The organism is Eubacterium callanderi (assembly GCF_900142645.1).
Lineage (GTDB): Bacteria > Bacillota > Clostridia > Eubacteriales > Eubacteriaceae > Eubacterium > Eubacterium callanderi.
On record NZ_FRBP01000006.1, the window covers coordinates 101635 to 127973 of the forward strand.

Annotated in this window: 28 protein-coding genes; 16 read left to right on the forward strand and 12 right to left on the reverse strand. The window is 46.7% G+C overall.

Annotated elements, in window-relative coordinates; genetic code table 11:
- Window positions 1-61 precede the first annotated feature (61 nt).
- From BUC22_RS09125 to BUC22_RS09170, 10 genes are all read left to right on the forward strand, one after another.
- Window positions 62-1927, forward strand: a complete 1866-nt coding sequence (locus BUC22_RS09125) for a TIGR03960 family B12-binding radical SAM protein (RefSeq protein ID WP_013380456.1) — start codon at window positions 62-64, stop codon at window positions 1925-1927.
- The gene (locus BUC22_RS09130) at window positions 1908-2582 is read left to right on the forward strand and encodes a TIGR03936 family radical SAM-associated protein (RefSeq protein ID WP_013380457.1); all 675 of its coding nucleotides are present in this window, start codon (window positions 1908-1910) and stop codon (window positions 2580-2582) included. Before BUC22_RS09125 ends, BUC22_RS09130 begins: the two co-directional genes overlap by 20 nt.
- Before the next feature lie 1021 nt (window positions 2583-3603).
- The gene (locus tag BUC22_RS09135; RefSeq protein WP_013380458.1) at window positions 3604-3963 is read left to right on the forward strand and encodes a hypothetical protein; all 360 of its coding nucleotides are present in this window, start codon (window positions 3604-3606) and stop codon (window positions 3961-3963) included.
- Window positions 3964-4105: 142 nt separating this feature from the next.
- Window positions 4106-6487: an ABC transporter permease gene (locus BUC22_RS09140; protein ID WP_013380459.1), complete on the forward strand. Its 2382-nt coding sequence runs from the start codon at window positions 4106-4108 to the stop codon at window positions 6485-6487.
- Between the two features lies 1 nt (window position 6488).
- Window positions 6489-7244, forward strand: coding sequence for an ABC transporter ATP-binding protein (locus BUC22_RS09145; RefSeq protein ID WP_013380460.1), 756 nt, complete (start codon window positions 6489-6491; stop codon window positions 7242-7244).
- Window positions 7245-7269: 25 nt separating this feature from the next.
- Entirely contained in the window at window positions 7270-7953 is a 684-nt protein-coding gene (locus BUC22_RS09150) for a response regulator transcription factor (protein ID WP_013380461.1), read from the forward strand.
- Complete coding sequence (locus BUC22_RS09155) at window positions 7940-9217, forward strand: sensor histidine kinase (protein WP_013380462.1); 1278 nt, start codon at window positions 7940-7942, stop codon at window positions 9215-9217. The genes BUC22_RS09150 and BUC22_RS09155 overlap by 14 nt, the downstream gene beginning before the upstream one ends.
- 748 nt (window positions 9218-9965) lie before the next feature.
- Window positions 9966-10214: a TIGR03905 family TSCPD domain-containing protein gene (locus BUC22_RS09160; RefSeq protein WP_013380463.1), complete on the forward strand. Its 249-nt coding sequence runs from the start codon at window positions 9966-9968 to the stop codon at window positions 10212-10214.
- Window positions 10215-10365: 151 nt separating this feature from the next.
- Complete coding sequence (locus tag BUC22_RS09165; protein ID WP_013380464.1) at window positions 10366-11187, forward strand: basic amino acid ABC transporter substrate-binding protein; 822 nt, start codon at window positions 10366-10368, stop codon at window positions 11185-11187.
- Between the two features lie 130 nt (window positions 11188-11317).
- Window positions 11318-11950, forward strand: a complete 633-nt coding sequence (locus tag BUC22_RS09170; protein ID WP_013380465.1) for a hypothetical protein — start codon at window positions 11318-11320, stop codon at window positions 11948-11950.
- A gap of 64 nt (window positions 11951-12014) precedes the next feature.
- On the opposite strand, the gene BUC22_RS09175 is transcribed toward BUC22_RS09170, so the two are convergent.
- The 8 genes from BUC22_RS09175 to BUC22_RS09210 all read right to left on the reverse strand — a co-directional run bounded on the left by BUC22_RS09175 (window position 12015) and on the right by BUC22_RS09210 (window position 17910).
- The gene (locus BUC22_RS09175; protein ID WP_013380466.1) at window positions 12015-12980 is read right to left on the reverse strand and encodes a helix-turn-helix transcriptional regulator; all 966 of its coding nucleotides are present in this window, start codon (window positions 12978-12980) and stop codon (window positions 12015-12017) included.
- A gap of 98 nt (window positions 12981-13078) precedes the next feature.
- Window positions 13079-13768, reverse strand: coding sequence for a YjjG family noncanonical pyrimidine nucleotidase (locus tag BUC22_RS09180; RefSeq protein WP_013380467.1), 690 nt, complete (start codon window positions 13766-13768; stop codon window positions 13079-13081).
- A 2-nt stretch (window positions 13769-13770) separates the two neighbouring features.
- Complete coding sequence (locus BUC22_RS09185) at window positions 13771-14307, reverse strand: DUF1648 domain-containing protein (RefSeq protein ID WP_013380468.1); 537 nt, start codon at window positions 14305-14307, stop codon at window positions 13771-13773.
- Between the two features lie 4 nt (window positions 14308-14311).
- Window positions 14312-15124: an MBL fold metallo-hydrolase gene (locus BUC22_RS09190; protein ID WP_013380469.1), complete on the reverse strand. Its 813-nt coding sequence runs from the start codon at window positions 15122-15124 to the stop codon at window positions 14312-14314.
- Between the two features lie 92 nt (window positions 15125-15216).
- Window positions 15217-15903, reverse strand: a complete 687-nt coding sequence (locus BUC22_RS09195) for a hypothetical protein (RefSeq protein WP_013380470.1) — start codon at window positions 15901-15903, stop codon at window positions 15217-15219.
- Window positions 15896-16927: a threonine aldolase family protein gene (locus BUC22_RS09200; RefSeq protein WP_013380471.1), complete on the reverse strand. Its 1032-nt coding sequence runs from the start codon at window positions 16925-16927 to the stop codon at window positions 15896-15898. The genes BUC22_RS09195 and BUC22_RS09200 overlap by 8 nt, the downstream gene beginning before the upstream one ends.
- Window positions 16924-17406, reverse strand: coding sequence for a pyridoxamine 5'-phosphate oxidase family protein (locus BUC22_RS09205; RefSeq protein WP_013380472.1), 483 nt, complete (start codon window positions 17404-17406; stop codon window positions 16924-16926). Before BUC22_RS09205 ends, BUC22_RS09200 begins: the two co-directional genes overlap by 4 nt.
- 18 nt (window positions 17407-17424) lie before the next feature.
- Window positions 17425-17910, reverse strand: coding sequence for a prolyl-tRNA synthetase associated domain-containing protein (locus BUC22_RS09210; RefSeq protein ID WP_013380473.1), 486 nt, complete (start codon window positions 17908-17910; stop codon window positions 17425-17427).
- Window positions 17911-18012: 102 nt separating this feature from the next.
- Here BUC22_RS09210 and BUC22_RS09215 point away from each other — a divergent pair, with 102 nt between their 5' ends.
- From BUC22_RS09215 to BUC22_RS09235, 5 genes are all read left to right on the forward strand, one after another.
- On the forward strand, window positions 18013-18384 hold the full coding sequence (locus BUC22_RS09215) for a metallopeptidase family protein (protein WP_013380474.1): 372 nt from the start codon (window positions 18013-18015) through the stop codon (window positions 18382-18384).
- A gap of 100 nt (window positions 18385-18484) precedes the next feature.
- On the forward strand, window positions 18485-19162 hold the full coding sequence (locus BUC22_RS09220) for an NADase-type glycan-binding domain-containing protein (RefSeq protein ID WP_123876061.1): 678 nt from the start codon (window positions 18485-18487) through the stop codon (window positions 19160-19162).
- 98 nt (window positions 19163-19260) lie between these two features.
- Window positions 19261-19911, forward strand: coding sequence for a TetR/AcrR family transcriptional regulator (locus BUC22_RS09225; protein WP_013380476.1), 651 nt, complete (start codon window positions 19261-19263; stop codon window positions 19909-19911).
- An 83-nt stretch (window positions 19912-19994) separates the two neighbouring features.
- On the forward strand, window positions 19995-20852 hold the full coding sequence (locus BUC22_RS09230) for an ABC transporter ATP-binding protein (protein ID WP_013380477.1): 858 nt from the start codon (window positions 19995-19997) through the stop codon (window positions 20850-20852).
- Window positions 20836-21600: an ABC transporter permease gene (locus BUC22_RS09235; protein WP_013380478.1), complete on the forward strand. Its 765-nt coding sequence runs from the start codon at window positions 20836-20838 to the stop codon at window positions 21598-21600. Before BUC22_RS09230 ends, BUC22_RS09235 begins: the two co-directional genes overlap by 17 nt.
- 121 nt (window positions 21601-21721) lie before the next feature.
- Here BUC22_RS09235 and BUC22_RS09240 read toward each other — a convergent pair whose 3' ends face one another.
- The 4 genes from BUC22_RS09240 to BUC22_RS09250 all read right to left on the reverse strand — a co-directional run bounded on the left by BUC22_RS09240 (window position 21722) and on the right by BUC22_RS09250 (window position 24942).
- Window positions 21722-21979, reverse strand: a complete 258-nt coding sequence (locus tag BUC22_RS09240) for a hypothetical protein (RefSeq protein ID WP_013380479.1) — start codon at window positions 21977-21979, stop codon at window positions 21722-21724.
- A gap of 36 nt (window positions 21980-22015) precedes the next feature.
- Window positions 22016-22168 (reverse strand): hypothetical protein, encoded by a 153-nt coding sequence (locus BUC22_RS21840; RefSeq protein ID WP_013380480.1) that lies wholly within the window; start codon window positions 22166-22168, stop codon window positions 22016-22018.
- A 153-nt stretch (window positions 22169-22321) separates the two neighbouring features.
- Window positions 22322-23701, reverse strand: coding sequence for an argininosuccinate lyase (gene argH / locus BUC22_RS09245; protein ID WP_013380481.1), 1380 nt, complete (start codon window positions 23699-23701; stop codon window positions 22322-22324).
- Entirely contained in the window at window positions 23701-24942 is a 1242-nt protein-coding gene (locus tag BUC22_RS09250) for an argininosuccinate synthase (protein ID WP_013380482.1), read from the reverse strand. Before BUC22_RS09250 ends, argH begins: the two co-directional genes overlap by 1 nt.
- A gap of 352 nt (window positions 24943-25294) precedes the next feature.
- Between BUC22_RS09250 and argC the strand changes: the two genes are divergently transcribed.
- Window positions 25295-26335 carry an N-acetyl-gamma-glutamyl-phosphate reductase gene (argC, locus tag BUC22_RS09255; protein ID WP_013380483.1) on the forward strand — a complete coding sequence of 347 codons (1041 nt, stop codon included), beginning with the start codon at window positions 25295-25297 and terminating at the stop codon, window positions 26333-26335.
- Window positions 26336-26339: the final 4 nt, after the last annotated feature.

A 26339-nucleotide genomic window follows, 5' to 3' on the forward strand; every position in this document is an offset into this window, starting at 1 on the left:
CTTTTATCCGTACTTATTGTAAGATAGGAGGGCTAACGAAATAAAAAACAAAGAGGAACCAATGCATTACGATAAAGAGTTGATCAATAAAAAAGTGCTGCCCCTGGTGACAAAGCCCATCACCTACCAGGGCAATGAGGTGGGAGCAGTCCATAAGGATCTCAAGGATACCACGATCCGGTACGCCTTTGCCTTTCCTGATACCTACGAGGTGGGAATGTCCCACCTGGGCATGAAAATACTGTACAGCCTGCTAAACGACCAGAAGGATATCTGGTGCGAACGGGTCTTTGCGCCCTGGGTGGATATGGAGGCGCAGATGCGCAGCCGGGAGATCCCGCTTTACGCGCTGGAATCCATGGATCCCATTTCAGCGTTTGATTTTGTGGGCTTTACCCTCCAGTACGAGATGAGCTACACCAATCTCATCAATATGCTGGAGCTTGGCGGCATCCCACTGCTCTCAAAGGACCGTGGCGAGGATATGCCTTTTATTATGGCGGGCGGCCCCTGCGCCTACAATCCCGAGCCACTGGCCGACTTTGTGGATATTTTTGTCATCGGTGAGGCCGAGGAAGCCATCCTTGAGCTCATGGACGCATACCGGCGCTTTAAGGCAGAGGGCGGTACAAGGGAAGACTATCTGAAAAAAGCCGCGTCCATCGAGGGCGTCTATGTCCCGGCCTTTTACGAAGCGGCTTATCATGAGGACGGCACCTTAAAGGCCTTCACACCACTTATCGAAGAAGCGCCCCGCAAAATTCGCAAGCGTTTTATAAAAGACCTTGACGACGCCTACTATCCCGAAACATATGTTGTGCCTTACACCGAAACTGTCCACGACCGGGTGAGCTATGAAATTTTCAGAGGCTGCGGCCGAGGCTGCCGTTTCTGCCAGGCGGGAATGATCTACCGCCCGATCCGCGAAAAAAGTCTGAACACCATCGAGGAGGGGATTAAAACCCTGCTTAAAACAACCGGTTATGAGGAGATTTCACTGGCGTCACTGAGCTCCGGCGATTATTCAAAAATTGAGACCCTGATCGAGGATCTGGTTTTTGATTACGAGGACCAGTGTATTGGCGTATCGCTGCCGTCGCTGCGCATCGATTCTCTGAGCATTGATATGCTGGAGCAGATTCAAAAAATAAGGAAAACCGGCATTACCCTTGCGCCGGAGGCCGGTACCCAGCGCATGCGGGATGTCATCAATAAAGGGGTGACCGAGGAGAACCTTTTAACCACAGTACGCACCGCCTTTGAACGCGGCTGGGGCCATATCAAGCTTTATTTTATGATTGGACTGCCCACAGAGACAGAAGCCGATATTGCCGGAATCGCTGACCTGGGGCAAAAGGTTCTGGATGAATATTACGCTGTACCGAGAGAAGAACGCAATAAAGCCGTGAAAATTGTGCTGAGCACGTCCTGTTTTGTGCCCAAGCCCTTTACACCCTTCCAGTGGTTTGGACAAAATACCGGTGACCAGTTTATCGAAAAACAGAAAATGCTGAAATCCCTGATTAAAGACCGCAAAATCTCCTACAACTGGCACGACGGCTCCCTGAGCTATCTGGAAGCTGTATTTGCAAGGGGCGACCGCCGTTTGGGCAGGGTGCTCCTGAAAGCCCACGAGGCAGGCTGTAAATTTGACGGCTGGCAGGAGCATTACAACCATCAAAAATGGCTCTCTGTTTTTGAGGAGGCCGGGGTCGATCCGGATTTCTATGCCCTGCGAAGCCGCAGCTTTGATGAGCTGCTGCCCTGGGATTTTATTGACATCGGTGTGACAAAAGAATTCCTGCAAAAGGAATGGGAAAAATCAACAGAAGAGACTCTGACGCCTTATTGCCGTGAGGGCTGCAGCAGCTGCGGCGTCATGCAATTCAGTAAAGGATGGAAATGCCATGAGCACTATACGGTTTAAATTTACACGCGGCGAGGAGCTGCGCTTTATCTCACATTTAGATCAGCAGCGTCTGTTCCAGCGGGCCTTTCGCCGGGCCGGGCTCGATATTGCCCACTCAAACGGCTTTAACCCACATCCTAAACTGTCCTTTGCCCTGGCTATGTCTGTCGGGCTCATGAGCGACAGCGAGTACGGTGATGTGGTGCTGACCCGCGATATTGATCTGATGGAATTTACCAAAAGGCTGAACGCCGCACTGCCTGAGGGCCTAAAAGTGGTGGAGGCCAGAAAAATTCCCCAGGGAAAAACTTCTTTGAGCGCGTCTTTAACAGACAGCCGCTACCGGATTGAGGTCGCGTTGGAAGACGGAATAGACGAGACATCCCTATCGGATATTTTAAATACCTACAAGTCCCTCGATGAGGTGATACTTGAAAAAAGAAATAAAAAGGGGAAGCTGGTTCCCAAAAATATCCGGCCTTTTATAAAGGATATCCGGGTTCTTTCCGTACAGGAGGGAAATGCCGTGCTTGAGCTCAGACTTAAATACCTTGAACAGCAGAGCGTAAAGCCCGAGCTGGTTCTGCAGACTGTTAACCAGTCCGTGAACCCCTGCTTTGTCATAGACCCGACCATTGTCATGACCCGTGAAGCGCTGAACCTCAAATCCTGATCATATTTACAGAAACGTTTAAGCCATATAATAAGCTGCGGAACCCTTTAAAACAGCGGGTTCCGCTATAATTTACCACTTTAATGTGTACGTTTACAAAAACGTTACGTTTTGTTTACGAAAAAACCGTTTACAAAGGTTGAAATCGTGGTATAATATAGACAAATCAAAGATCAAAGAAACATCAGTAATCTTTGAAAGGTCTTTAACAAGTGAATAGAAGCTCAGCTTTGGTAATGAAAATCAAAAAGGTGATTATTGAAAGTAGGCTGTATCAACACCTAAAAGAAGTAAACCCCAAAAGATTTTTATTAGAAGTATGAAAAAAAGGAAAACCAAAAATATCCGTAATAAGATGTTGATGCAATAAGTCAATAATCGTAGTAAGATGTTAATGGTCGAATGGAATTTCAGAATTTAATAAACCCTAAGATAACAACAATCTAATGGTATCACTTGCTGGCTTGAAAAGTACATAAGTAGAAAATCAGATAGGGGCATAGCCTAAAGCTGGAGGAGTACACGACTTATAGCATATAGAGACTTAAGCGTCGAAGAATCCATGGAGTAGGTGATATTACATAAACGTGTTCCATATCAAAAAGGATTTTGAACGTGTAACCCAGTAAAGGACTGTAAGGATCGCAAGTTGAGGAACTATTCAAAAAGATATAAAGATACTGAATGAAAAATTTGATATTTGGTTTAAAGATTCGAAAGGAGTGAGTCCAAAAGACATGCTAACTGAATCTGAACGCTGAGACCAGTTTTACAGAAACGCCGAAACGAAGTAAAACTGGTCTTAGTCATTTTTTGAGGCCAGGCCTGATTTCTATGTGAAGTTGGCGGGCTTTTTTTATTTTCATTATTTTTTAAAAAATATTCCAAATAATTTTAAAAAATGCTTGACAAATCAATATGTAACAAATATAATTACAGTATAAACAGTAACAAAAAAAGTTACGAATAAATCGGAAAAGCAATTACCGAAAAATTCAAAAAAGTTGAAGGAGTAAGAGAAATGAGAACACAGGAAGAAAAATTGTATGCAAACCCGTTATTGAACGAAAACGCAGTGGACAAGGCACCGGGCGCCGGCTACCACAATCCGCTTCAGGAATCAAGAGAGTCCAGAAATGAAGAAGCTGTTCTGGCAAGCTGCAAATGCAAAAAGAACGACCCGAACGATATGGCACCAGAAACGCCGGCCGAAGAAAACGCCGGAAGTGAAGTGAAGGCTGAAATGTACGCTAACCCGTTATTGGACGAAGACGCAGTGGACAAGGCGCCGGGCGCTGGCTACCACAATCCGCTTCAGGAATCCAGAGAGTCCAGAAACGAAGAAGCTGTTCTGGCAAGCTGCAAGTGTAAGAAGAATTAATCAGAACGATCGAAAACGCCCAAGACTATTTTTCCAAATAGCTTTGGGCGTTTTCGACTTTTTTGAAATTTTTTGGCACTTTAGGATTTTTTAATAACTTTCCGTCTATACTAAAGGCATCACTTGAGAGAGAGGTGTCAATTTGTTTTTCAAAATTTTCAAAAATGACCTGAGAAAAAAGAAAACCACTAATATCGTGCTGTTAGTTTTTATTGCTCTGGCCTCCATGCTGGCTGCAGGGAGCATGAACCTCATGTTCACAACCACCACAGCACTGGACTATTTCTTTGAGGCGGCCAAAATATCGGATGCTGGCTTCACCATAAGCTATCCAAAAGAAACAGAAGCGGCAATGACCGATAAGATACAGCGATGGGCCGAAGACAGCCCAATCATTACAGATTATCAAAATGCCCGGGTGATCAGTTTAAAGCCCGAGGAGCTTATTTTTACCGGCGATGCCTCTGAAAAAGAGGTTTCCTCCTCCACGATGCTTTATCTCCAGACCATTCCGGAGGACATGAACCTTGTTTTTGACGAGCAGGACGCACGCTTTACGCTCAGCCCTGGCGAGATCGCCATTCCGGTATACCTGAAAAGCCAGTGTGAACTGGAGCTGGGCGACACCGTAAAGGTAAGGATTGGGAAAACGGAAAAAGATTTCCGTATCACAGCCTTTACAAAGGACGCCGCCTGGGGAGCTTCTATGGTCGGTGTAAAAAGGCTCATGGTATCCGACAGCGATTTTGAGCTTCTGAGGCAATACACAGAGGACAGCGGCCAAATGCAGGGAAGTTTGCTTTCTGTACAGACCACCCCGGGGACCAGAGACACCGATCTTTTTACCAGCTACAGCGATGCTGGACTGCCGGATGTGGGCAACCTGACCAAAGAGCTGGTGCGTGTCGCCTATATGGCTGTGGATGGCGTTGTGGCGGCTTTTCTGTTTCTGGTCTGTATTTTTCTGACAGCCATTAGTTTTCTGATTTTACGTTTCACCATTGTCTCAGCAGTGGAGGACGATTATCGCGAAATCGGCGTCATGAAGGCCCTTGGCTTTAAAAACCGTCAGATCAGGCGGCTGTACCTTTCTAAATACATTATTCTGTCTGCCACGGCGGGGCTGACCGGTTTTCTGCTCAGTATTCCTTTTGCCCGCTATATGTCCAGGAGCATCTCTGAATCTCTGATCATACCTCAAAATGGTTCGGGCATAATCATGGCAGCGCTCGGGGCTGCGCTGGTCATCGGCATAACCCTTCTGTTCTGTCTGCTCTGTCTGAGGCGGATTGCCAGAATCTCGCCCATTGACGCTATCCGTCAGGGCAGCACAGGAGAACGCTTTAAACCTGTTGGGCGGAGTGTCCTGTACCGCAGAAAGAAAATGCCGCCAGTGGTGTTTATGGCCGTAAACGACCTTCTGTCTCGTTTCAAGAGCTATACGGTACTGGCCATCACCTTTATGCTCTGCATCGCAGTGATGATTATTCCGCTCAATCTCCGGCATTTTATTACAGGCACAGAGATGATGACTTACCTCGGTATGAGCGGCGGTGACTTTTATGTGGCCGGCAGCAATACCTATATGGATACAGAGGATATTGAGTCCATGCGCCAATCCATGGAAACGGAGCTTAGAAAGGATATCCCCGGGCTTGAGCTGCAGAGCGAGTACATCTCTTCAGTTAAAATCAGTACAGACGATGAAAAAACAAAGGAAACCGTCAGCGAAACCATGATGGCCTGGCCCCTGGATCAGTATTCCTATACAAAGGGGACAGCGCCGAAACTGGACAATGAGGTCGCCCTTACCGAAAGTATTGCAGAACGCTACGGTAAAACGGTTGGAAACACCATACGGATCACAACCGATGGACAGGCGGAAAAGGATTTTATCATTACAGGCCTGTACAACAGCGGCATGAATCTTGGGAATGTGCTGCGTCTGGGGACGGGTAACACCCTCAGACAGGGTTACAATGTGAACTTTGTGGGAAAGCTGCCCGCAGGAGACCACGAAACCATGGTCAATACCTTAAAGGAAAACCATAAGGAACTGAAGGTTATGACCCCGGCGGACTACTCAGCCCAGTACAGCGGCGGCTTTGCAGACCAGCTCAATACCATTGTCCTGATCGTTCTGATGATCATCGCCCTCATTGTATTCCTGATCACCGCTCTGTTTATCCGCCTGAGGATTCTGGAACAGAAGCAGAGCATTGCCATTATGCGCAGCAGCGGCTTTCGCGTCTCGCAGATCAAAGCCGGACTGGCGCTTCAGATATTTCTGGTGCTTACGGCCTCAGCCATTGTAGGGAGTATTCTTTCCGGCGTCTTTGGGGAACCGATGATGAACGGACTGTTCAGCCTCTTTGGCGTCGGGGGGCATATCAGCTTTAACGGAAACTTTTTTGAAATCTATATTCTTTGCCCGCTGTCGCTTTTAGTGGTGGTAATGACCGCTGTATTCACCGGCTGCGGCAAAATCAAACAGATCCATATCTGGGATATTACAGGAGAATAGCATGAAAACATTACTTAAGGTAAAGGACCTCTGTAAAACTTATATTGTCAATAAGCAGCAGAACAATGTGCTGCGCAACGTAAACATGAGCATTGGGGAAGGAGAGTACACCGCGGTGATGGGACCTTCCGGATCAGGGAAATCCACGTTGCTTTACACTGTAAGCGGCATGGACAGGCTCACAGCCGGAGAAATATTTTTTGACGGCAGAAGCCTGTCCGAAATGAAGGAGGAGGCCATGGCCTCTCTCAGGTTGACGGAGATGGGCTTTATCTTCCAGCAGATGTACCTTTTGAAAAATCTCTCTATCTATGATAACATCATCTTATCTGCCTATATGGCCAACAAACGCAGCCGGTCCGAGATAAACGCCGATGCCGACGCACTTATGAACCAGCTCGGTATCATGGAGCTGGCCGACAATGATATTTCTGAAACCTCAGGCGGCCAGCTCCAGCGAGCCTGTATCTGCCGCGCGCTCATCAACCGTCCAAAGCTTCTCTTTGCCGATGAACCCACAGGGGCGTTGAATTCAAGCGCCGCTCAGGAGGTGATGAATGTGCTGGATCAGGTCAATGCCCAGGGAACCGCCCTCATGGTGGTCACCCACGATCCAGCTGTGGCTGCCCGGGCCGACCGGGTGCTTTACATAAAGGATGGGAACATCAATGGTGAATACAAGCCGGCAAAGACAGCCAACGATTCCAGAGAGCGGGAACGCGGCCTGAACCAGTGGCTTATGGACATGGGGTGGTGAAAATACGAAAAACAAAGGAGGGCGTATGGCAACGGATATTCTGCTCATTGAGGACGACAGGTCTCTGGGAGCTGTGATAAAAGACTTTTTGGAAAGAGAGGGCTACCTGGTACAGTGGTGCACCACCGGGGAGGATGGTTTAACTTTTCTTGAACGCACAGCCGTAAAGCTGGTGCTGCTGGACATTATGCTGCCAGACATTGACGGCTTTACTGTGTGTGCGAAAATCCGGAGCGCCCAGAGCCTGCCGATAATCATCATCAGCGCCCGCAGCGGTGACGATGACCAGATTACAGGCCTTAACCTGGGCGCGGACGATTATATGGGCAAGCCCTTTTCCATCGGGCTGCTCCTGGCTAAAATAAAATCACAGCTCCGCCGCAGCTATGGGAATCAGGCGGAAAATCCTCTTTTGCGGGATAAAGACCTGGTGGTTGACACCGCATCCCGCAGCGTATACTTAAATGAAACGCCCATCAATCTGACGGTTAAGGAATATGAGCTTCTGGTACTGCTCTTGGAAAACGCCGGCAAAACATTGCAGAAGGACTGGCTTTTTGACAGGGTATGGGGTGTGGACTGCTTCAGCGAGCCCTCCACCTTAACCGTCCATATCGGCAAGCTCCGCGAAAAGATTGAGGCTGATCCCAAAAAGCCCAGGCGTATTAAAACAGTCTGGGGAGTAGGCTACCGATATGAGACGCTATAGGCTTCTGATCCTCACGCTGATTCTGGGCGGTATTGCCGCGGTTTTATTTTTAATCTCACAGACACAGCTTCATTTCGAGCAGAGCAGCCGCGAATATCTTGTTGAAATCAACCGCCTGACAAACGCTCTTTCCCTGGGCGATGACAGCGCCAGCGCGCTGCTCCCCCAGATGAAGCGGGTAAAAAACTATGACTGGCTGCCCGCTGCGGCTGATGCGCAGGAAACATCAGCATTCTTCTCCGGTGCGGGCATGGCTGAGGACTACAAGGTCATGCCCATTTACCGCGACGGCACTTTATCTGGCTATGCCCGGTTCGCCTACACACCGGAGCAGGACACCCTTTACCTCCTTGTAAAGACTGCCGCCCTCTCTGTGGCGCTGATCACGCTGGCCGCTGTGGGTATACTTATCTATGTGGAGCAAAAAATACTAAAGCCCTTTAACCGGGCTTCAAGGCTTCCGGAGGAGCTGGCAAAGGGAAGGCTGAGCGAAGGCCTGGAGGAGGAAAAAAGCCGGTATTTTGGCCGTTTTATCTGGGGACTTGACATGCTGCGTGAGGCTCTCAGCGATGAAAGGCAGAAGCGTCTGAGCCTTGAGCGTGACCGTAAAACCCTGGTGGCCTCCCTGTCCCACAATATCCGGACACCACTGGCCGCTATCCGCCTTTATGCAGGCGCCCTTTACACGCATCTGTACCAGACACCCGAAAAACAGGAGGCATGCGCTCACTTAATCGAGGACAAGGCTGTGCAGATCGAGGGATTAGTCGATGAGATTATTAAAAGCTCCTCGGAAGCCATCAGTGAAATCCAGATCAATAACCGGGATTTCTATATTGCCGATTTCATGCGAGAAACCAGGGAAAGCCTGGCCTCCCAGCTGGAGCAGCGTCATATTCTTTTTACGATGAGCTGTGATGAGAACCGGCTGGTATATGGAGACCCTGACCGTCTGACAGAGGTCATCGGAAACATTGTGGAAAACGCTGTAAAATACGGGGACGGCGGCGCGATACAAATCCAGTGCGCACTCGAAGAAGGGCACGAGCTTATCCGTATCCAAAACACCGGAAGGCCTGTAGGGGAAAGCGAGATGGCCAGCCTTTTTAACAGCTTCTGGAGAGGCGCCAATGCAGAGGGCCAGCCTGGGAATGGGCTGGGCCTTTATATCAGCAGATTGTATCTCAGGCAGATGGAGGGCGAGCTGTCAGCCGAGCTTCTGGAAAACGGCATGGCCTTTATACTGGTTCTCAGGATTTCGTAGAAATTAAACATTTCTTAAATTTTACAAATTAGTTACAAGAAAAACCTTTACATTTCTATGTAATCGTATTATAATATAGATAAATCAAAGATCAAGATCAACAGAAGTTGAAAATGACAGATTTGGAAGGTCATTGAAAAGTAAATAAATCCCAACGACCAAAGATTAAACTATAAAGAGCAACAGTGACTTACTCGGAAACAATAATTTATTATAAAACAGTAAGGCACGTTAATCATATATTTTGATCATAATTATTTAACACAAATTATCGTTAATGTTTCGGTTGAGTGAAGAATTGAAACGGATAATCGAAAGTCATTTAGTAGGGAACCTTAAAGAGTGTGAAGACAAATCTGAAGGACAATGAGTATTACATTTACAGCGTATAGAGTCTTAAATGTGAAAGTTGTTGAGTAAGGCGTCTCACAAAGATAAATAATAAAAGATAGACACAGGATACACTGAAAAATACGAGTAGAGGATTACAATTGAATAGGGAATAAGGTTGGGATGGTGTTTACTTAACAACAGAAGAAGATTTTGAAATTTGAAAATCAATTGAAGGGAGTGAGTCCGAAAGACATGCTAACCGAGATTGAACGCTAGAGCCGATTTGCCAGAAGTTATAAAAAGCAGATCGGTTCTAGTTATTTTTTGTGCTTTCTTTTGGACTTAAGCGCTTGTCAAAAAAATTAATTTATGGTAAGGTTATCTCTGGAATTTTTTAAATACAAAGGAGATTATCATGCGATACGAATATACAACACAGGGCGTCTGCTCACGCTCCATCAGCTTTGATGTGGAGGACGGTATCATCAGGAACCTTGAGTTTTTGGGCGGCTGCAATGGCAATGCCAAGGGCATCTCTGCTCTGGTCGAAGGCCAGAGGGTGGAGGATGTCATTTCAAAACTCAGCGGTATCACCTGCGGGTATAAAACCACATCCTGTCCGGACCAGCTGTCTAAGGCTCTAAAGGCGCTGGAACAGGCATAAACATCCGTTAAAAACAAGTAAAACTATTGTATACAATCGTATAATCAGTGCACTTTTATTCATTTGAATCCGCCATCTGCTTAAATGCTTGAATTATTATGCATAATGCTGTATAATAGGACTTGAGTTTAAAATCATTAGGAGGAGAGAAATGAAAATGAAGAAAAAACTAGTCGGCGTTTCTGTTGCGCTGATGCTCGTAGCTTCCCTGACACTGGCTGGCTGCGGCGGTAAAACAGCAGAAGATCCGCTGGCAGACGGTGTACTAAAAATCGGCACCAATGCAACCTATGTTCCCTTTGAATATCGTGATGAAAACAATGAAATGGTTGGTTTTGATATTGATATGGGAAATGCGATTGCAGAGGAACTTGGTGTTAAAGCGGAATGGGTCGATACCGGCTTCGATGGTATTTTCAATGGCTTAACCTCAAACCAGTATGAAATGATCATCGCAGGGACCAGTATCACAGAAGAACGTCAGAAAACTTTCAATATGTCTTCACCTTATACGGCCAATGGTATTGTCATTGTATCCAGAAATGACGGTACACCGGCAAAAACGGCTGATGATTTAAAAGGGAAAAAAGTAGGGGTTCAGATTGAAACCACCTCTGATTATGCCGCTGAAAAAATGATAGAAAACGGCACTGACATGAACCTCAGCAAATTTGACGCAATGCTGGATGCTTTCACTGCGCTGGAAGGAAAGACCATTGATTATATCTTAACTGATAAACCGGTTGGACAGTTTTACACCAGCAAAAAACCAGATGTTTACAGCATTACTTCTGAAACGCTGTCCAATGAGCCAATCGGTATTACCATGCGTAAGAATGACACCGAATTCTCCCAGAAAATCGAAGAAACACTTCAGAAGCTGAGAGATAACGGTAAATTAGCTGAGCTGTCTCAAAAATGGTTTGGTGAAGACATTACCGAAAACATCAATACAGAATTAAAAGATTATTAAAAAAGAGCCTTCGGGCTCTTTTTTATTTTTCAGACGTATTTCTAAAGAATTCTGAAGAAATCTGAAATTCTAAGCTTTTTCAAGAGAATTCTGGTAGAATAGAGGCAAATGATAAGGAGGAGTATATGATATGAAAGCAAAAAGAATTTTAACCCTTGCCCTTGCGGCGCTCATGGTTTTCTCATTGACAGCCTGTGTAAAAAAGAATAATACGACCCAGCCAGGCGATACAGCCGGTATGGAAGTAACAGCAGACCCATCAACCCCGGAGGGAACTGTAAAAATCGTATTTGACGCTTTTAAGGACAAAGACGCAAAAACCCTCAATGAAAATGTCGAGATAAGCCTTGGCAGCGAATTCGGCGCGCTGAGCGGCCTGACTTCGAATGACAATCAGCTGCTCACTGACGCACAGGATCCTGAATCCCAGGAACTTCTCACAAATCTAACGGAAGACTTTTCCTATAAGATTCTTGACAGCCAGACAAATGGCGGTGAAGCAACTGTTAAGGTGCAGGTTACCAACCGCGACCTTTCCCAGATTATCAATAAACTGATTGGCGAAGAACCCTCTGAAGACCGTTTTTTAAACCTGGTAAAGGAGGCCAAGGGAAAAACAACTACCACTGAGCTGGAGCTTCCAGTCGTGAATAAAAACGGAAAATGGACCGTGAATCTTGATACGAACGCAGTTTTCGGCAATATCATGAGCGCAGATATCCTCAATGCCATCAAGGACAGCCTGAAAAATCAGCAGAACTAAAAAAAGCCGGTACCCCAAAACAACAATGTGTTGATGGGGTACCGGCTTTTTTGTACCGGTCTGCCTATTGCCGCACTGGCCGGACATACTTACAAAACTGCTCTGGATTAAAATATAAATAAATAATCCGGTCCGGGGAAGTGTCAAAGCGGTAGCCAGTATCCGTAAAATCAAAATCCGCCATTGCCTTTTCAATTTTTTCCTCTACCGTACGGTTTTCCTGCTCATAGTCAAAGGGGCCGTGCTCAAAAACAAGATACTCTGCCTCAGGGACATCCATCATGAGCATTTGCGGCGGAACCTCACCTTGATAATCAATGGGAAGCCGTACACCATAGCACTCCGTGCGGGGAAACCCCCAATCGCAGAGTCTGCCTTCCGGGTCATTGATGTACGCCATAATCTGGCCGCTGCCGCTGTTGGTCTCGCTCCCGCCAACATCATCCAATTTCCCCTTGATACTGTCGAGCAGACCGCAGATTGTTTCGCAATCCTGTCCTGGAATTAGGCTCTGCTTCTGCCAGAAATCCCAATAGCCGTTGCTCTCATAGTTTTTAATGTGCAGAAATTTATGCGCGGGGATCGTTACGAAATAGATTTTAATATCTTCTGTGGATTTTATCATGCCAATCTCTCCAAATCCTAAAAAGTAGCGGTCAAAGGGGTTTATTTTTGTACGGAGAATGACGGGCCTGGGATTTTTCCGGTATTCGCTTGGCGTTACACCGTAGGTTTTCTTAAAAGCCCTGGTAAAAGCCTCATGGGACGAAAAACCATAATCGAAAGCAATATCCAAAAGGCTTTTTTCACTGTCCCGAACCTCCTTAAGCGCAAAAGCCAGCTTTCTGTGCCTCAGATAATCCCTGAAAGACATACCGGATATTTCTTTGAATTTCCTTGTTGTATAAAACTCAGAGTAACCCAGATGGCGGGAAAGAACCCGCAGTGTCAGGGCTTCGCCGTTATATTTTTTTATGCATTTGTCAATTTCATCAACAATGGTCTGAATCTGCTTCCGCCATTCATACATGTATCTGTCCACCTCGTTTCATCCGCTCTTTCTTTATTATAAAGAAAGCGTACATTTGCCGCTTGATTTTACTTGCGGTCATTTTGTGATTCTGGTTTTCAGCGCTCCAGAAGGGCCGGAAGCTCCTCAAGGGTGTATATTTCATAATCAGGGTGGATATCAAGAAGATTCTTCTCCCTGCCAGGGTTGTACCAGCAGGTATCAATGCCGGCATTGATACCGCCCTGAATGTCAGAGGTTAAGGAGTCACCGACCACCAGCGCCTCGCTGGGATCATAGCCTGGAATACGGGCCGCGATATAGTCAAAAAAGTCCTTCTGGGGCTTTTGAGCGCCAGCGTCCTCAGAGACAAAGATGTCCTCCATGAGCGCATCAAGCCCTGTGGCTGAAAGACGGCTGTACTGAGTGCTTGAAACGCCGTTAGTGACAATATAAAGCCTGAAATCCTTCTTTAAAACCCTGCAGAGGTCATAGGCGCCATCAATGAGAAAAGCGCCCCGTCCCAGGGCTGGCTGATAATCCGCCTCAAAAGCCATTCCGTCAATATCCAGTCCAAGCTCCAGAAACAAAAGCTGGAAACGGCTGGTGACCAGTGTGTCCTTGTCGATGAGCCCGTTCTCAAAATCTTTCCAGAGGCCGTGGTTAATGTCTGCGTAAAGATCCAGAATCTCCCTTGTCGGGTGAATACCGTATTTTCTGAAGGTCTGGTCCAGGGCCTGGGCCTCGGACTTTTTAAAATCCATCAGAGTGCCGTCGGCGTCAAAGAGAAGCGTCGTGTATTTTTTCATGTTCAGCGTGAATGTCCTTTCATAATCTGCCGCAGACGAAAATAATAAAAGAGGATCGTCCCGGCAAATAAAACTGCAAAGCCAATGATAATATAGAGTGTCACTCTGTGCTGTACCAGAACGCTGTCCGAATAAATCATGGACAGAAAGACCGCGTTAAACAGATTGACAAAGAGCAGGTCCGTAATGAGGATAATGGTGCGTGTCAGCAGGCGTATATGCTCCAGGGCGGATTGATTATAAATGTTCAGATCATCCTGTATATGCTTTGTGGCATTTATATTGGTCACCGCTGCCGGAAAAAAGCTGATAATGGTGATAATCACAAACAGGATGCCCTCAATCATGATCATGGGAACCAGCGTAAAGGCTTTTTTGCTGTAGCGGATCACCTCGCCGCCGGCATTGAATTTTGAGACCAGCCGTTCCGGAATCTGGTCCCAGCACAGAACCAGATAAATGATAAAGCCGAAAAAGCTGATCAGCGTGAGGACCAGCAGAATTTTCTGGCAGACAGTCCAGCGAACCTTATCGTCCATAGCTTCACCACTCCAGCGTCAGACCGACACCAACCTCCCGCTTAAGGGGAACTGCCTGATGGATAGCCGCTCTCACCCGGAAAGAGGTGCAGTGGCAGGGGAGGAGGTTTTCGATATGGTTGTCTTTAAAATACTGGATCGTCCGGTCAACCTGTTCACCCAGCTTAAACAAATGAAAGCCGCCGATAATACCGAGCACCCGGCTGTCGCCTGTAACCCTTTTGGCGTGCTCCACAATATTACAGATCCCGGAGTGTGAGCATCCTGTCACAATGTATATCCCTTCAGGCGTGGTATAGACTAGGGCGGAATCATCGAACAGGAAATCGGATTCGCCTTCGCTGTTTTCTGCCATTGTCGTCCCAATGGCCTTTCGCGGCTCAAAGTCTGTAAGCTGCGGAATTTCGCCTAAAAAAGTAAAATTTTGGCTGACTTTATAGGGTGCCTTCGTCAAAATCAGCTGGCTGTTTTCAAGCAGGGTCATCTCCGACAGGGTTATCCCGATGTTTTCGCCGTCAAACTGTTTTTCAGACAGTGCCTCTGGGTGAGCGATGATCTTAAGCCCCGGGTTATCAAAGTGTTCAAAATAGGCGGGAAGACCACCAGTATGGTCGTTGTGGCCGTGAGAGAGGACGATGGTGTCAATATCGGATAAATCAATACCGAGACGCCGGGCGTTTTCGATGTAAATATCTGAATAACCCGTATCCAGAAGAAAGCGTGAGTCCTCATCCTCAATATAGTAGCACAGGCCTGGCTCTCCCAGGTAATAGTGGTCAATGCTGGTATGATTATCAACAAGTACGGTCAGTTTCATATAAAAGACTCCTTTCAGGATTCATTTAATCTTATTATAAAGAAAAGGCATTGACTTAGCAATGCCTTTAACTTAGAATACAGGAACTGAGGTTAAAAGATGTCATCCTCGGTATGGCGCGAAAAAAAATCGTTGCTGCTGTCAAAGATATCCACCTGTTTCGCAGAACTCACGCGGCTGGCGGCTGTACGAGGTCTGCGGTAATCATCTCTTCTGGTTTGTCTGGGGTAACGGGCGCCCGGCATCGATGTGCTGCGGGAAGCAGCAGATCGGCCATAGCCGCGTGTTTCTCTGGCAGAATACACCAGCAGCACCAGCGCAATAATCCCCATGACCATACTGACTGTAACGGCAAGGCCCAGAAAATAATTGGTGAACTCACCGATGGCAATACTGCCAAAGCCTTTCCCATAATTAAAGAGAAACGGCGAATTTACCGCCACAAAAGCTGGTGTGGCACTCGAAAAATCTAAAGCGGCGGCTTTAAAAAAGGCCGGCAGGTTTAAAACAACGGCCAGCAGCACAAACAGACAGGCAATGTACAGAATCTGTCCGGGAACGGCTGAGCCGCTTGTCTTTTTCAGCGCTAAAAAAGACAGGATCAGGGTGATAACCGCAAAGGCTGCGTACAGGGCAAAACTCACAAGCGCAAAGGCCTGGAATCCTGTAAAATCAATGGACAGCGAAGTGTCAACGACCAGGGTGGAAAGGCGGATCACAAGCGCCGCAATCCCGGTGACCAAAAGAAATACCCTGAAAGTCCGGTTTAGTTTATTCATGGCATTGCCTGTCTAAATCCTTTATAAACGAATCCACCATGTCGTCGGTCATGGCCCAGGAGGTCACAAACCGTACGGCTGTATGCCCCTCGTCAATGGTTTCCTGATCTCTGAAGGATGTTTTTCGCCTCAGCTCAGCGATCAGCTCATTGGGAAGAATCGGGAAAATCTGGTTGCTGGGAGAATCTACCAGAAAGGAAAAGCCCTTATCCTCAAAGGCAGTCTTCAGCCGGGCTGCCAGCCCGTTGGCGTGAGCGCCAAGCTCCAGATAAAGATTATCTTTAAAAAGCTCCTCGAACTGGATACCGAGAATACGTCCCTTGGCAAAGAGGCCGCCGCGCTGCTTCAGAGTAAAATTAAAGTCCTCTGCCAATGCCGGGTTAACCAGCACTAACGCCTCGCCAAACAGAGCCCCGCATTTTGTGCCTCCGATATAAAACGCGTCGCAGAGCTTTGGGAAATCTGTGAGCGCCAGATCATTGCCTGGTGCAGTGAGGGCAGACGCAAGGCGAGCGCCGTCCATATAAAGGTACAGGCTGTTCCTGTCGCAGGCCTTCCGTATGGCCGATAATTCGGCCTTTGTATAAATTGTACCGATCTCGGTTGAATCCGAGAGATAGACCATTTTAGGCGCAACCATATGGTGGTCGGTATGGGCATCTACCGCGGCCTGGATGAGCTGCGGGGTCAGTTTTCCGTCTTTTGATGGCACAGCGATAATTTTATGGCCAGATGCCTCGATGGCGCCGGTCTCATGTGTACAGATATGGCCGGTTTCAGCCGCAATCACAGCCTGCCACGGCTTTAACGCGTGGGCGATAAATGCCATGTTGGTCTGGGTACCGCCAGATAAAAAATAAATATCACAATCCGGACAGCCGACCGCCCTTTTGATTAAGACCCGCGCGTTGTCACAGTGGGGATCTTCCTCATAACCCTCGGTCTGTTCAAAATTGGTGCGGGCCAGGGCATCCATAATTCTCGGATGCGCCCCTTCACAGTAGTCACTGCTGAATAGAATCATACGCGCTCCTTTCGATTGGCCTTGCCAGTAAATTCATGGACTGTCAGTTTTAAAACGGTGGTGTGGTTCAGTACCTTCTCATCATAATCCCAGTCGTCACGACCACTGTAGTGGCGCATCAAATGACTAAGAGCAGCCTTTTTAGCCTCAGGCTCAGTCAGCCTTTCCAAAAGCCCCCATCCCACAATACTCATAAACTGAGTGGAATAATGGCAGGCTTTCGGCCCGGTCACCAGCTTTTGTCCGCAGTCCAGTTCAAATCCGGCGCGGTTATCAGCTGCCATGAGCTCAAGCTTGCGCCCCTCATCCGCGCAGTGAAAATAGAGGGTTAAGCGATTGTCCTCCAGGGTATAACCATAACTGAGCGGAACGATATAGGGCGCGCCGCCAGTATTCAACGCCAGACGGCATGTATCCGCTGTCTCCAGCGTCTGGCGCATGAGCTGTTCATCTTTAATCTCTCGGTTTGCTTTACGCATTTTGTATTTACCTTTCCTTTACAGATTCAGCAATGCAATGCTGTTGCCATTGCTTTCGATGCATTTAACGAGATCCTCATAGCTGAGGACAACTGTAGCCGTATTGTCACAGGGATGCACGCCAAGGTTCGGACAGCCCTCCAGGTCCTTATCGAGAACAACCTCCACATTGGCTTCTGGGTTTCCGAATACGCCCAGCGGGGTGACAGCCCCCTTGGTCAGCTGAAGGTGCTTCATCAGCCGCTCTTCCGAAGCAAAGCTGAGCTTTGAACAGCCCAGCTGTTCACGGATTCCTGCCAGATCAGCCTTTTTATCCTTGTCGAGCACCACAAGAAAATGGCGCTTCCCCTTGGCGTCGCGCAGGAACAGGTTTTTAACTACATTACACTTAGAGGTAATGTCCAGATTATCCATCTCCCCGATGGTATAAACCGCGGGATGGTCTAATTTTTCGTAGGTAATGCCCAGGGCATCCAGCCTGCTTAAGGTTTCTTCACAATTCATTTGCTGGTCTCCTTATGTCATGGTATGATAGTCTTACTATACCATACTAAAGAACCGCCGTAAAGAATACAAAATTGCATCAGCGAAAGGAGTCGGGTAAAAATGATGGATATTGACCAGTTTGAGGCAGTGCTTGACACCATTGCCAATACGCTGCCGCCGGCTTTTTATGAAGAGCTCAACGGCGGCATTTTGCTTCTGCCAGAAGCCAAACGCCACCCAAAAGCCAGAGGGGACGATCTCTACATCATGGGCGAGTATCACCGGGACCAGATCATGGGGCGTTATATCGTCATTTATTACGGCTCTTTTGAGCGTGTGTACGGCTATCTGAGCGATGAGGCGTTAAAAAAACAGATGGAAAAAACACTCCGGCACGAATTTCGGCATCACATGGAATCCCGGGCCGGCCTGCGTGATCTTGAAATTGCGGACCGTATGCAGATGGAGGACTATGAAAACCAGAAAAAATGAGCACGGCGCAAAAGTGTGCCGTGCTCATTTTTCAGTTGCAAGGTCTCTGAAAAGGTGCTATGATGAAAAAAGAAAATCTTTTGAAAGTGAGGAATCAGAAGTGAAAAGGTTAACAGCAACAGCACTCATTTTGGCAGTCTGTCTTTGTTTTTCAGGCTGCGTCAATATTTACACCGATGGTGGAAAAGGAAAGGAGAAAGGGGAGACGCCAGCACCCGCCGCTACAGCCGAACCCACTGCCAACACCTCAAAAATTGACACCGGCTCGGCCAAGGCGTACGAGGATTATGGAACCCTGCGGGCCGCCTCAGGCGGAGAAAACATTCCGAGAACACAGGACTACCAGATCAGCGCATCTTCGACCAAGGCACCCATGGCCGGGATTTCCTACGGCGCCGAAAATTTGAAGGACAACAGCCTGGACACCGCCTGGGTAGAGGGCACGTCCGGCTCCGGCGTGGGTGAGCGGCTTCTCATCACACCTGTCCACAGCATGGAGCTGAAGGGCTTTCTCGTCCGAAACGGCTACTGTAAAAGTGACAAATCCTTTGCCGAAAACGGGCGGGTACGCCTTTTGAAGGTGCACCTGTATGACGGTTCGCCCCTCTGTACCCTCCAGCTGGAAAATGACCGCGGCGCACAGTACTTTGCACTGCCCGAGGTGGTGACCCTCCACGGTGGCGATACCCTGAGCTTTACCATTGAGGATACATACTCGGGTCCTGAGGACGGCGAATACGATACGGCCCTGTCCGAAATCGCACTCCTTGGTTTTTAATGACAATGAGATGCACATTATTTTGTTTTTGTTGACAAAAGCAAATTAAAAAGCTATAATTTAAAAAACATACATACGTATGTACAGGAGGTGTTTATATGCCACGTCATGATCCAGACCAAAAAACAAAACAGAATATATTGGAAACTGCTATGCGTCTTTTTGCTGAAAAGGGACTTGAAAATGTGAATATCGAAGATGTTGTAAAGGAAGTTGGTGTAACACGGGGAGCATTTTACCATTATTTTAAATCCCGGGAAGAATTGATTGGAAGTGTTATGTACAAATCTTTCGAAGATAATAATCCATACTTGCTCGCTGATAAACAAGAGGGGCTCAGTGCCTTAGAAAAGCTTCGTTTTGTAGCCAAATTTAGTCTGCGTGCCCATATGGATATAAGCGACAGTATGAGGGCACAGATGGAGAAGTTAGCAAATAATCCTGTTGTTTTTAAGAATGAGATGATTTTCCAAATAAATGTCATGGCTCCATATATGGAAAAACTGTTGAATGAGGGAAACAAAGACGGTTCCATGAATGTGGTTTTTCCCAAACAGGCATCACAAATTATTGCGTGGCTTACTGCCTCATGGCTTACCCCTTATGCATTTGAGGTGTCTTACGAGGAATATGTCGATAAAATTTTGTTCTTTGAACAACTCTCAACATCGCTTGGTGTTCCTGTAATGGATGAGGAAATGAAAGAGATTTATTTGACAATCGGTAGAAATGAATTTAAAAAAGAATAAATCAGTTTTTTACTGCCTTTCTATAGGCAGTAAAATTTACAGCAATAACATACATGCGCATGTATTCAAAGAGGAGGATAACCATGTCAGAAATAATAATTAAAGTATCTGGGCTGCAAAAATCCTATAAGGAAAATCATGTATTGAAAGATGTCAGTTTCACTATTGAAAAAGGTAGTATCTTTGCCCTGCTCGGCTCAAATGGCGCAGGAAAAACGACAGTTATCAAAATTCTCTCCACACTATTGAAAGCAGACAGTGGCAGTGCCGTTATTAATGGGTTTGATGTTGCAACAAACAGTGGCAATGTCCGTGAGTGTATCAGCCTGACAGGGCAATTTGTAGCGGTAGATGAAGTTTTGACAGGCAGAGAAAACCTGATGCTTATTGGACAACTGAAACGTCTGCCAAACCTCAAAAACACTATAAACGAGTGGCTGTCTTTTTCGAGATTAGAGGATGCGGCCAACAAAAAAGTGTCTACCTATTCGGGAGGTATGCGACGCAGGCTTGATATAACAATGAGCCTTATGGGAAACCCTGAGGTTCTTTTTCTTGACGAGCCTACAACAGGACTTGACCCGCAAAACCGTATTGCCATGTGGGACTTGGTAAAAGATCTGGCAAAGGCAGGGACAACTGTGTTTCTCACAACACAATATTTAGAAGAAGCTGAATATCTCGCTGATACTATTGCCATTTTGCATGAAGGCAAAATCATTGCAGAGGGTACGACAAAGTATCTGAAAGAAATAATGCCTGAAAGAGGGATACGGCTTATTTTTGACAGTGAGATAAAAGCCAATACAGCGATAAAACTTTTAACCGAAAATGGAATTTCTGCGGACAGTATAGAACAAAACTTCCCCTCATTAGAAGATGTATTTTTAACACTGATTGATGAAAAAAAGGAGAGAAATCAATATGAAAAAATCCAATAAAAATATGCTTCTCGATACATGGGTGATGTTTAAACGCTGTTTGATTATATCTTTACGAAATCCTGAAACACTCCTGACAGCAACACTAATACCATTTTGCTTAATTCTTTTATTTGGTACGGTATTTGGCGGCATATCTAATGTAGGGGATTATAATTACATTGATTTTATTGTTCCGGGAATTATTTTTCAAAGTATCGCTCAGGCATCTCAATATTCGGCTATGAATGTTACAGCGGACATGACAAAAGGTATCATAAACCGTTTTCGCTGTATGTCTATTTCAAAATCTGCTGTGTTGATTGGTCATACAGGTGCCGGAGTGATACGAGGTATCATTTCAAACGCCGTCATTGTCGTAACGGCTCCCATTCTTGGCTTTAGACCACAAGCAGGGCTTGTAGATTGGATTTGGGTGATAGCACTTCTTTTGCTAATAAATATTACATTTACACTAATCGCTGTACTCTGCGGGACGATTTCAAAGTCAGTAGAGGGAGCAACTGGACTATTGTTTCCTCTCTTTATTCTGCCTTTTTTGAGTTCAGGATTTGCTCCCGTTGACACTATGCCAAACGGTATTGGTTGGTTTTCTTCAATACAACCCATGACACCGATGATTGATAGTTTGAGAGCCTTGACACTTGATTTGCCTTTGGGGAATAGTTTATGGTTGGCACTCGCATGGTGCATAGTTTTAAGTATTGCGAGCTTTGCTGTGTCAATGCGGACATACAATCGCAAATAAGCATAAAAGCGCTTTTTTTGAAAACAACCAATTGCTGTGGAAAAAGACGGCTCATTAAGCAGACAATTTTATTAAATTTGTCTGCACTCTGGGCACGGCACATTTTTGCGCCGTGCCCATTTTACATTTCACCCCTGTATAAAGCCTCAGCCTCTGGAAACTTTTCTGTCAGCAGCCGGTCGGCTTCTTTCAGCCGGGCAAGATAAGCCCGATACTCAGGGCTGAGCCGCTCCATATTATGGATAAAAACCTCAGTATAGCCGCTTTCATTCTGAAACTCACGCAGTCTGCGCTCAAGCCGGGCAGCCGGTGTTTTTTGAAAGGCGTCGGATTTTTTGTATTTAAGGTAAGCAGTGATGGCCTCACCATTTTCCACCATATAAGTGTCGATGTCCTGACAGACGGTATCCAGAGCCTAGCGGGTTTCTTCTGCCATTGATTCAGGATCCATGTCACTTGTTATCTCCTCCAGAAGGCTGGATAGCTCAGAGTCCAGATAGAGCTCGACGCTGTCCAGATACTCCAGTATAGCTCTGTAGGCTGCTTTCTTTTCGTCAGACGGCAGCATCGGCAGGCCTCTTTAATTTGCATATACATTCCTCCTGTTACTGGATCAGGTCTTTTCTCTATTGTAAGGCCACCCCCTGGGGGACTATCATAGTGGCTTTAACATCAAAAACCCCAGGCACACAGTATTTAAACTGTGTGCCTGGGGTTTATTTTATGCCTTTTGGAATAAGCTTCGGTTAACGGCGATGGCGCGGCGGACTGTGCTCTCTGCCGGGCCTCCGACAATGTCGCGCTGGTTAACACAGGTCTGCAGGTCGATGGCTTCGTAAATGCTCTCGTCAAAAACCGGGTCGACAGCATTGTATTCTTCCAATGTCAGCTCATCCAGGCTTTTGCCCTTTTCCAGTGCGTAGAAAACCAGCTTTCCGATAATGGCGTGGGCATCGCGGAAGGCTACGCCGTGCTTGACAAGCCAGTCGGCAGCGTCAGTCGCGTTGGAGAAGCCGCCTGCGGCCGACTTGCGCATCACCTCACCGTTGACCGTCATGGTGCCGATCATCTTCTCAAAGGTAATGGCGCATATTTTAGCTGTGTCATAGGCGTCAAAGACAGGTTCCTTATCCTCCTGCATATCCTTATTGTATGCAAGGGGAATCCCTTTCATCGTCGTTAAAAAGCCCAGCAGGTCGCCGTAGGTTCGGCCGGCCTTCCCACGGACAAGCTCTGCAATATCCGGGTTTTTCTTCTGGGGCATGATGCTGGAGCCGGTGGAGAAGGCATCATCGAGTGTGATGAAGTTAAATTCTGAGGAGCACCACAGAATAATTTCTTCAGAAAAACGGCTCAGATGCATCATGAAAACAGACACAGCCTCCAGAAAGTCGATACAGAAATCCCGGTCAGACACACCGTCAAGGCTGTTCATGGACACATTTTTAAAGCCCAGCTCGCTGGCGACATAGTAGCGGTCCAGCGGGTAGGTGGTGGTGGCCAGAGCGCCGGAGCCGAGGGGAAGCGTATCCGCCATGTCGTAGACCTGATCGAGCCGCTTCATATCCCGTCTGAACATTTCAACATAAGCCATCAGGTGGTGGGCGAAGGTGATGGGCTGGGCCCGCTGCAGATGCGTGTAGCCCGGCATAATGGTTTTGGTATGTTTGCTGGCCATATCCAGCAGTGTAAGGCCAAGAGCTCTTATCAAATCCTTGAGCTCCATAGAAATGTCCTTAACGTAAAGACGCATATCGGTGGCAACCTGATCGTTGCGGCTGCGGCCGGTATGCAGTTTCTTTCCGGTTTCACCGATGCGCTCGGTGAGGATGGATTCAATATTCATATGGATATCTTCCATATCAATGGAAAACTCAATTTTTCCGGCCTCAATATCCTCTAAAATTTCATCCAGGGTTTTGACAATTAATTCAGACTCGGAAACAGAGATAATTCCCTGTTTCCCGAGCATTTTTGCGTGGGCAATGCTGCCCTTGATATCTTGTTTGTATAAACGCTGGTCGAAGGAAATAGAGGAATTGAAATCGTCTGTTAACGCATCCGTTCCTTTATTAAATCGACCGCCCCACATTTTACTCATTATTTGTTTTCCTTTTCTGCTTCTTTTTCCTTTTCTTCATGGCTCATGCGCATAAGAGCACGGACCTTAAGCGGCAGACCAAACAGGTGGATAAAACCCTCGGCATCCTTGTGGTCGTATAAATCCCCGGTGGTAAAGCTTGCGATCTCTGCGTTGTATAGGGAGTAGGGGGAGGAGACAGAGGTCAAAATGCAGTTGCCCTTATACAGCTTCAATTTTACAACACCAGTGACCGTTTTCTGTGTTTCATCCACAAAAGCGGATAATGCTTCACGCAGCGGGTTAAACCACTGGCCATTGTAGGTGATTTCCGCAAATTTTACAGCAGCCTGCTGCTTAAAGGCAAAGGTTTCACGGTCCAGACACATGTGCTCCAGCTCTTCGTGGGCACGGTACAGGATGGTGCCGCCAGGTGTTTCATAGATACCGCGGGATTTCATACCAACCACACGGTTCTCGATAAGGTCGACCACGCCGATGGCGTTGCGGCCGCCGATTTCATTGCAGGTTTCAAGAATTTTGCGCGGGCTCATGGCTTCACCGTTGATCTTGATAGGTTCGCCATTTAAAAATTCGATTTCGATTTCTTCCGGAGTGTCCGGCGCTTCTTCCAGTGTTTTGGTTAATTTTAACAGATGGTCATATTTCGGTTCCAGTGAAGGATCTTCAAGTTCCAGGCCTTCGTGGCTGATGTGAAGCAGATTGCGGTCACGGCTGTAGCTCTGGTCATGGCTCATGCTGACTTTGATGTCATGTTCAATGCAGAAATCCATGCAGTCCTCGCGGGACTGTAAATCCCAGATACGCCACGGTGCGATAATTTTAAGCTGCGGGTCTAAAGCGCCGATCCCGAGTTCAAAACGAACCTGGTCGTTCCCTTTACCGGTAGCGCCGTGGCAGATGGCTTCCGCGCCTTCCTTGTGGGCGATATCCACTAATACCTTGGCGATCAGCGGACGGGCGAGGGAAGTCCCCAGCAGGTATTTCTTCTCATAGACGGCGTCAGCCTTGAGTGCCGGCCAGCAGTACTCTTCAACAAATTCATCGGTAACATCTTCTATATATAATTTGCTGGCGCCGGAGGATAAAGCCCGTTCTTCCAGACCTTCGGTTTCCTTACCCTGTCCAACATCGACGCATACGCAGATAACTTCATAATCATAGGTTTCCTTTAACCACGGAATGATGGTTGTGGTATCCAACCCGCCTGAATAGGCTAAAATAACTTTTTTTGCACTCATAACACTGTGCCTCCTCTTAATTGTTTTCATTTGATTTATTCTCGTGTTGCACTTACAATCTGTGAATGATTATACAATACCAAAACCGAAATTGCAAGGAATATTTGAAAAAATATGCGTAAATTATTTATAAATATTCATAAAAAGTGCTTGAATATTCAAATGATTAGGGGTATAATTACAAAATAGTTTTCATAAAAGCTATTTTATAAATGAATCATTAACAATTAATAATTAAGTATTCCGGCTTAAAATGAAACGGTCAGCATTAATTGTTCATTATTAATGATTTATCGAAAATTTATTGTACCATTTGTACAATAAAAAATAAACCTAAAATTGGAGAGATTTTATGATTAAAGCATCAGTTATCGGCGGAACCGGCTATGCCGGACAGGAATTACTCAGAATACTTTACAGACACCCGGAGGTGGAAGTCGTATCCGTTGGCTCAAGGAGCTTTGCGGGGCAGCCTTTAAAAGATATCTATCGAAACTATGAAAATGTAACAGATGCCCTGTGCGAAACAGCGGATATGGACGAATTGGTCGAAAAATCGGACGTGATTTTTATGGCGCTGCCTCACGGTATTGCCTCAAAGCAGGTGACCGAAGATGTCCTCAAAAAAACAAAGATCATTGATCTCGGCGCAGACTTCCGTCTCAAAGACGTGGATATTTATGAAGAATGGTATAAAGTCAACCATTATAATAAAGCGCTGCTGAAGGAAGCCGTCTATGGCCTGTGTGAGCTGCACCGCGAGGACATCCGGGGCGCGCGTCTGTTATCCAATCCGGGCTGCTACACCACCTGCAGCATTCTGAGCCTGGCACCGCTGCTTAAAAACCATCTGGTTGATCCGCAGAGTATTATCATCGATGCAAAGTCTGGTGTCACCGGAGCGGGGAGAAGCAGTGACACTGCATTCTCCTATTGTGAAGTCAATGAATCCATCAAGGCCTACAAGGTGGGATCACACCGCCACACGCCGGAAATTGAGCAGGAGCTGGGATTGCTTTCAGGCACGAACCTGAAGCTGCTTTTCACACCGCACCTCACACCCATGAACCGCGGGATTCTGGCGCTCTGCTACGCGAACCTGGTTACCGATATGGATGAGGAAGGCCTGCGACAGGTTTACCGTGACTTTTACAAAGATGAATATTTTGTACGTCTGACAGAAGATAAGCTCCCGGAAACCAAATGGGTAAAAGGCTCAAATTACTGTGATATCGGCCTGAAGGTTGACAGGCGCACAGGCCGCGTGATCATCGTCGGCGCCATTGATAATCTGGTAAAAGGCGCGGCAGGACAGGCTGTTCAAAATATGAACCTTATGTTTGGTTTTGATGAAAAAACAGGAATTGACTTTATTACAGATTTTCCAGTTTAATTGT

Bases quoted from the DNA above. Each gene is read 5' to 3' on its own strand.
- BUC22_RS09135 (WP_013380458.1), top strand. From the start codon at position 3,604: ATGAGAACACAGGAAGAAAAATTGTATGCAAACCCGTTATTGAACGAA.
- BUC22_RS09150 (WP_013380461.1), top strand. From the start codon at position 7,270: ATGGCAACGGATATTCTGCTCATTGAGGACGACAGGTCTCTGGGAGCT.
- BUC22_RS09210 (WP_013380473.1), bottom strand. From the start codon at position 17,910: ATGAATTGTGAAGAAACCTTAAGCAGGCTGGATGCCCTGGGCATTACC.
- BUC22_RS09165 (WP_013380464.1), top strand. From the start codon at position 10,366: ATGAAAATGAAGAAAAAACTAGTCGGCGTTTCTGTTGCGCTGATGCTC.
- BUC22_RS09200 (WP_013380471.1), bottom strand. From the start codon at position 16,927: ATGATTCTATTCAGCAGTGACTACTGTGAAGGGGCGCATCCGAGAATT.
- BUC22_RS09155 (WP_013380462.1), top strand. From the start codon at position 7,940: ATGAGACGCTATAGGCTTCTGATCCTCACGCTGATTCTGGGCGGTATT.
- BUC22_RS09185 (WP_013380468.1), bottom strand. From the start codon at position 14,307: ATGGACGATAAGGTTCGCTGGACTGTCTGCCAGAAAATTCTGCTGGTC.
- BUC22_RS09160 (WP_013380463.1), top strand. From the start codon at position 9,966: ATGCGATACGAATATACAACACAGGGCGTCTGCTCACGCTCCATCAGC.
- BUC22_RS09225 (WP_013380476.1), top strand. From the start codon at position 19,261: ATGCCACGTCATGATCCAGACCAAAAAACAAAACAGAATATATTGGAA.
- BUC22_RS09175 (WP_013380466.1), bottom strand. From the start codon at position 12,980: ATGTATGAATGGCGGAAGCAGATTCAGACCATTGTTGATGAAATTGAC.
- BUC22_RS09130 (WP_013380457.1), top strand. From the start codon at position 1,908: ATGAGCACTATACGGTTTAAATTTACACGCGGCGAGGAGCTGCGCTTT.
- BUC22_RS09125 (WP_013380456.1), top strand. From the start codon at position 62: ATGCATTACGATAAAGAGTTGATCAATAAAAAAGTGCTGCCCCTGGTG.
- BUC22_RS09195 (WP_013380470.1), bottom strand. From the start codon at position 15,903: ATGAATAAACTAAACCGGACTTTCAGGGTATTTCTTTTGGTCACCGGG.
- BUC22_RS09250 (WP_013380482.1), bottom strand. From the start codon at position 24,942: ATGAGTGCAAAAAAAGTTATTTTAGCCTATTCAGGCGGGTTGGATACC.
- BUC22_RS09235 (WP_013380478.1), top strand. From the start codon at position 20,836: ATGAAAAAATCCAATAAAAATATGCTTCTCGATACATGGGTGATGTTT.
- argH (WP_013380481.1), bottom strand. From the start codon at position 23,701: ATGAGTAAAATGTGGGGCGGTCGATTTAATAAAGGAACGGATGCGTTA.
- BUC22_RS09230 (WP_013380477.1), top strand. From the start codon at position 19,995: ATGTCAGAAATAATAATTAAAGTATCTGGGCTGCAAAAATCCTATAAG.
- BUC22_RS09205 (WP_013380472.1), bottom strand. From the start codon at position 17,406: ATGCGTAAAGCAAACCGAGAGATTAAAGATGAACAGCTCATGCGCCAG.
- BUC22_RS21840 (WP_013380480.1), bottom strand. From the start codon at position 22,168: ATGCTGCCGTCTGACGAAAAGAAAGCAGCCTACAGAGCTATACTGGAG.
- BUC22_RS09190 (WP_013380469.1), bottom strand. From the start codon at position 15,124: ATGAAACTGACCGTACTTGTTGATAATCATACCAGCATTGACCACTAT.
- BUC22_RS09240 (WP_013380479.1), bottom strand. From the start codon at position 21,979: ATGGTGGAAAATGGTGAGGCCATCACTGCTTACCTTAAATACAAAAAA.
- argC (WP_013380483.1), top strand. From the start codon at position 25,295: ATGATTAAAGCATCAGTTATCGGCGGAACCGGCTATGCCGGACAGGAA.
- BUC22_RS09145 (WP_013380460.1), top strand. From the start codon at position 6,489: ATGAAAACATTACTTAAGGTAAAGGACCTCTGTAAAACTTATATTGTC.
- BUC22_RS09215 (WP_013380474.1), top strand. From the start codon at position 18,013: ATGATGGATATTGACCAGTTTGAGGCAGTGCTTGACACCATTGCCAAT.
- BUC22_RS09170 (WP_013380465.1), top strand. From the start codon at position 11,318: ATGAAAGCAAAAAGAATTTTAACCCTTGCCCTTGCGGCGCTCATGGTT.
- BUC22_RS09180 (WP_013380467.1), bottom strand. From the start codon at position 13,768: ATGAAAAAATACACGACGCTTCTCTTTGACGCCGACGGCACTCTGATG.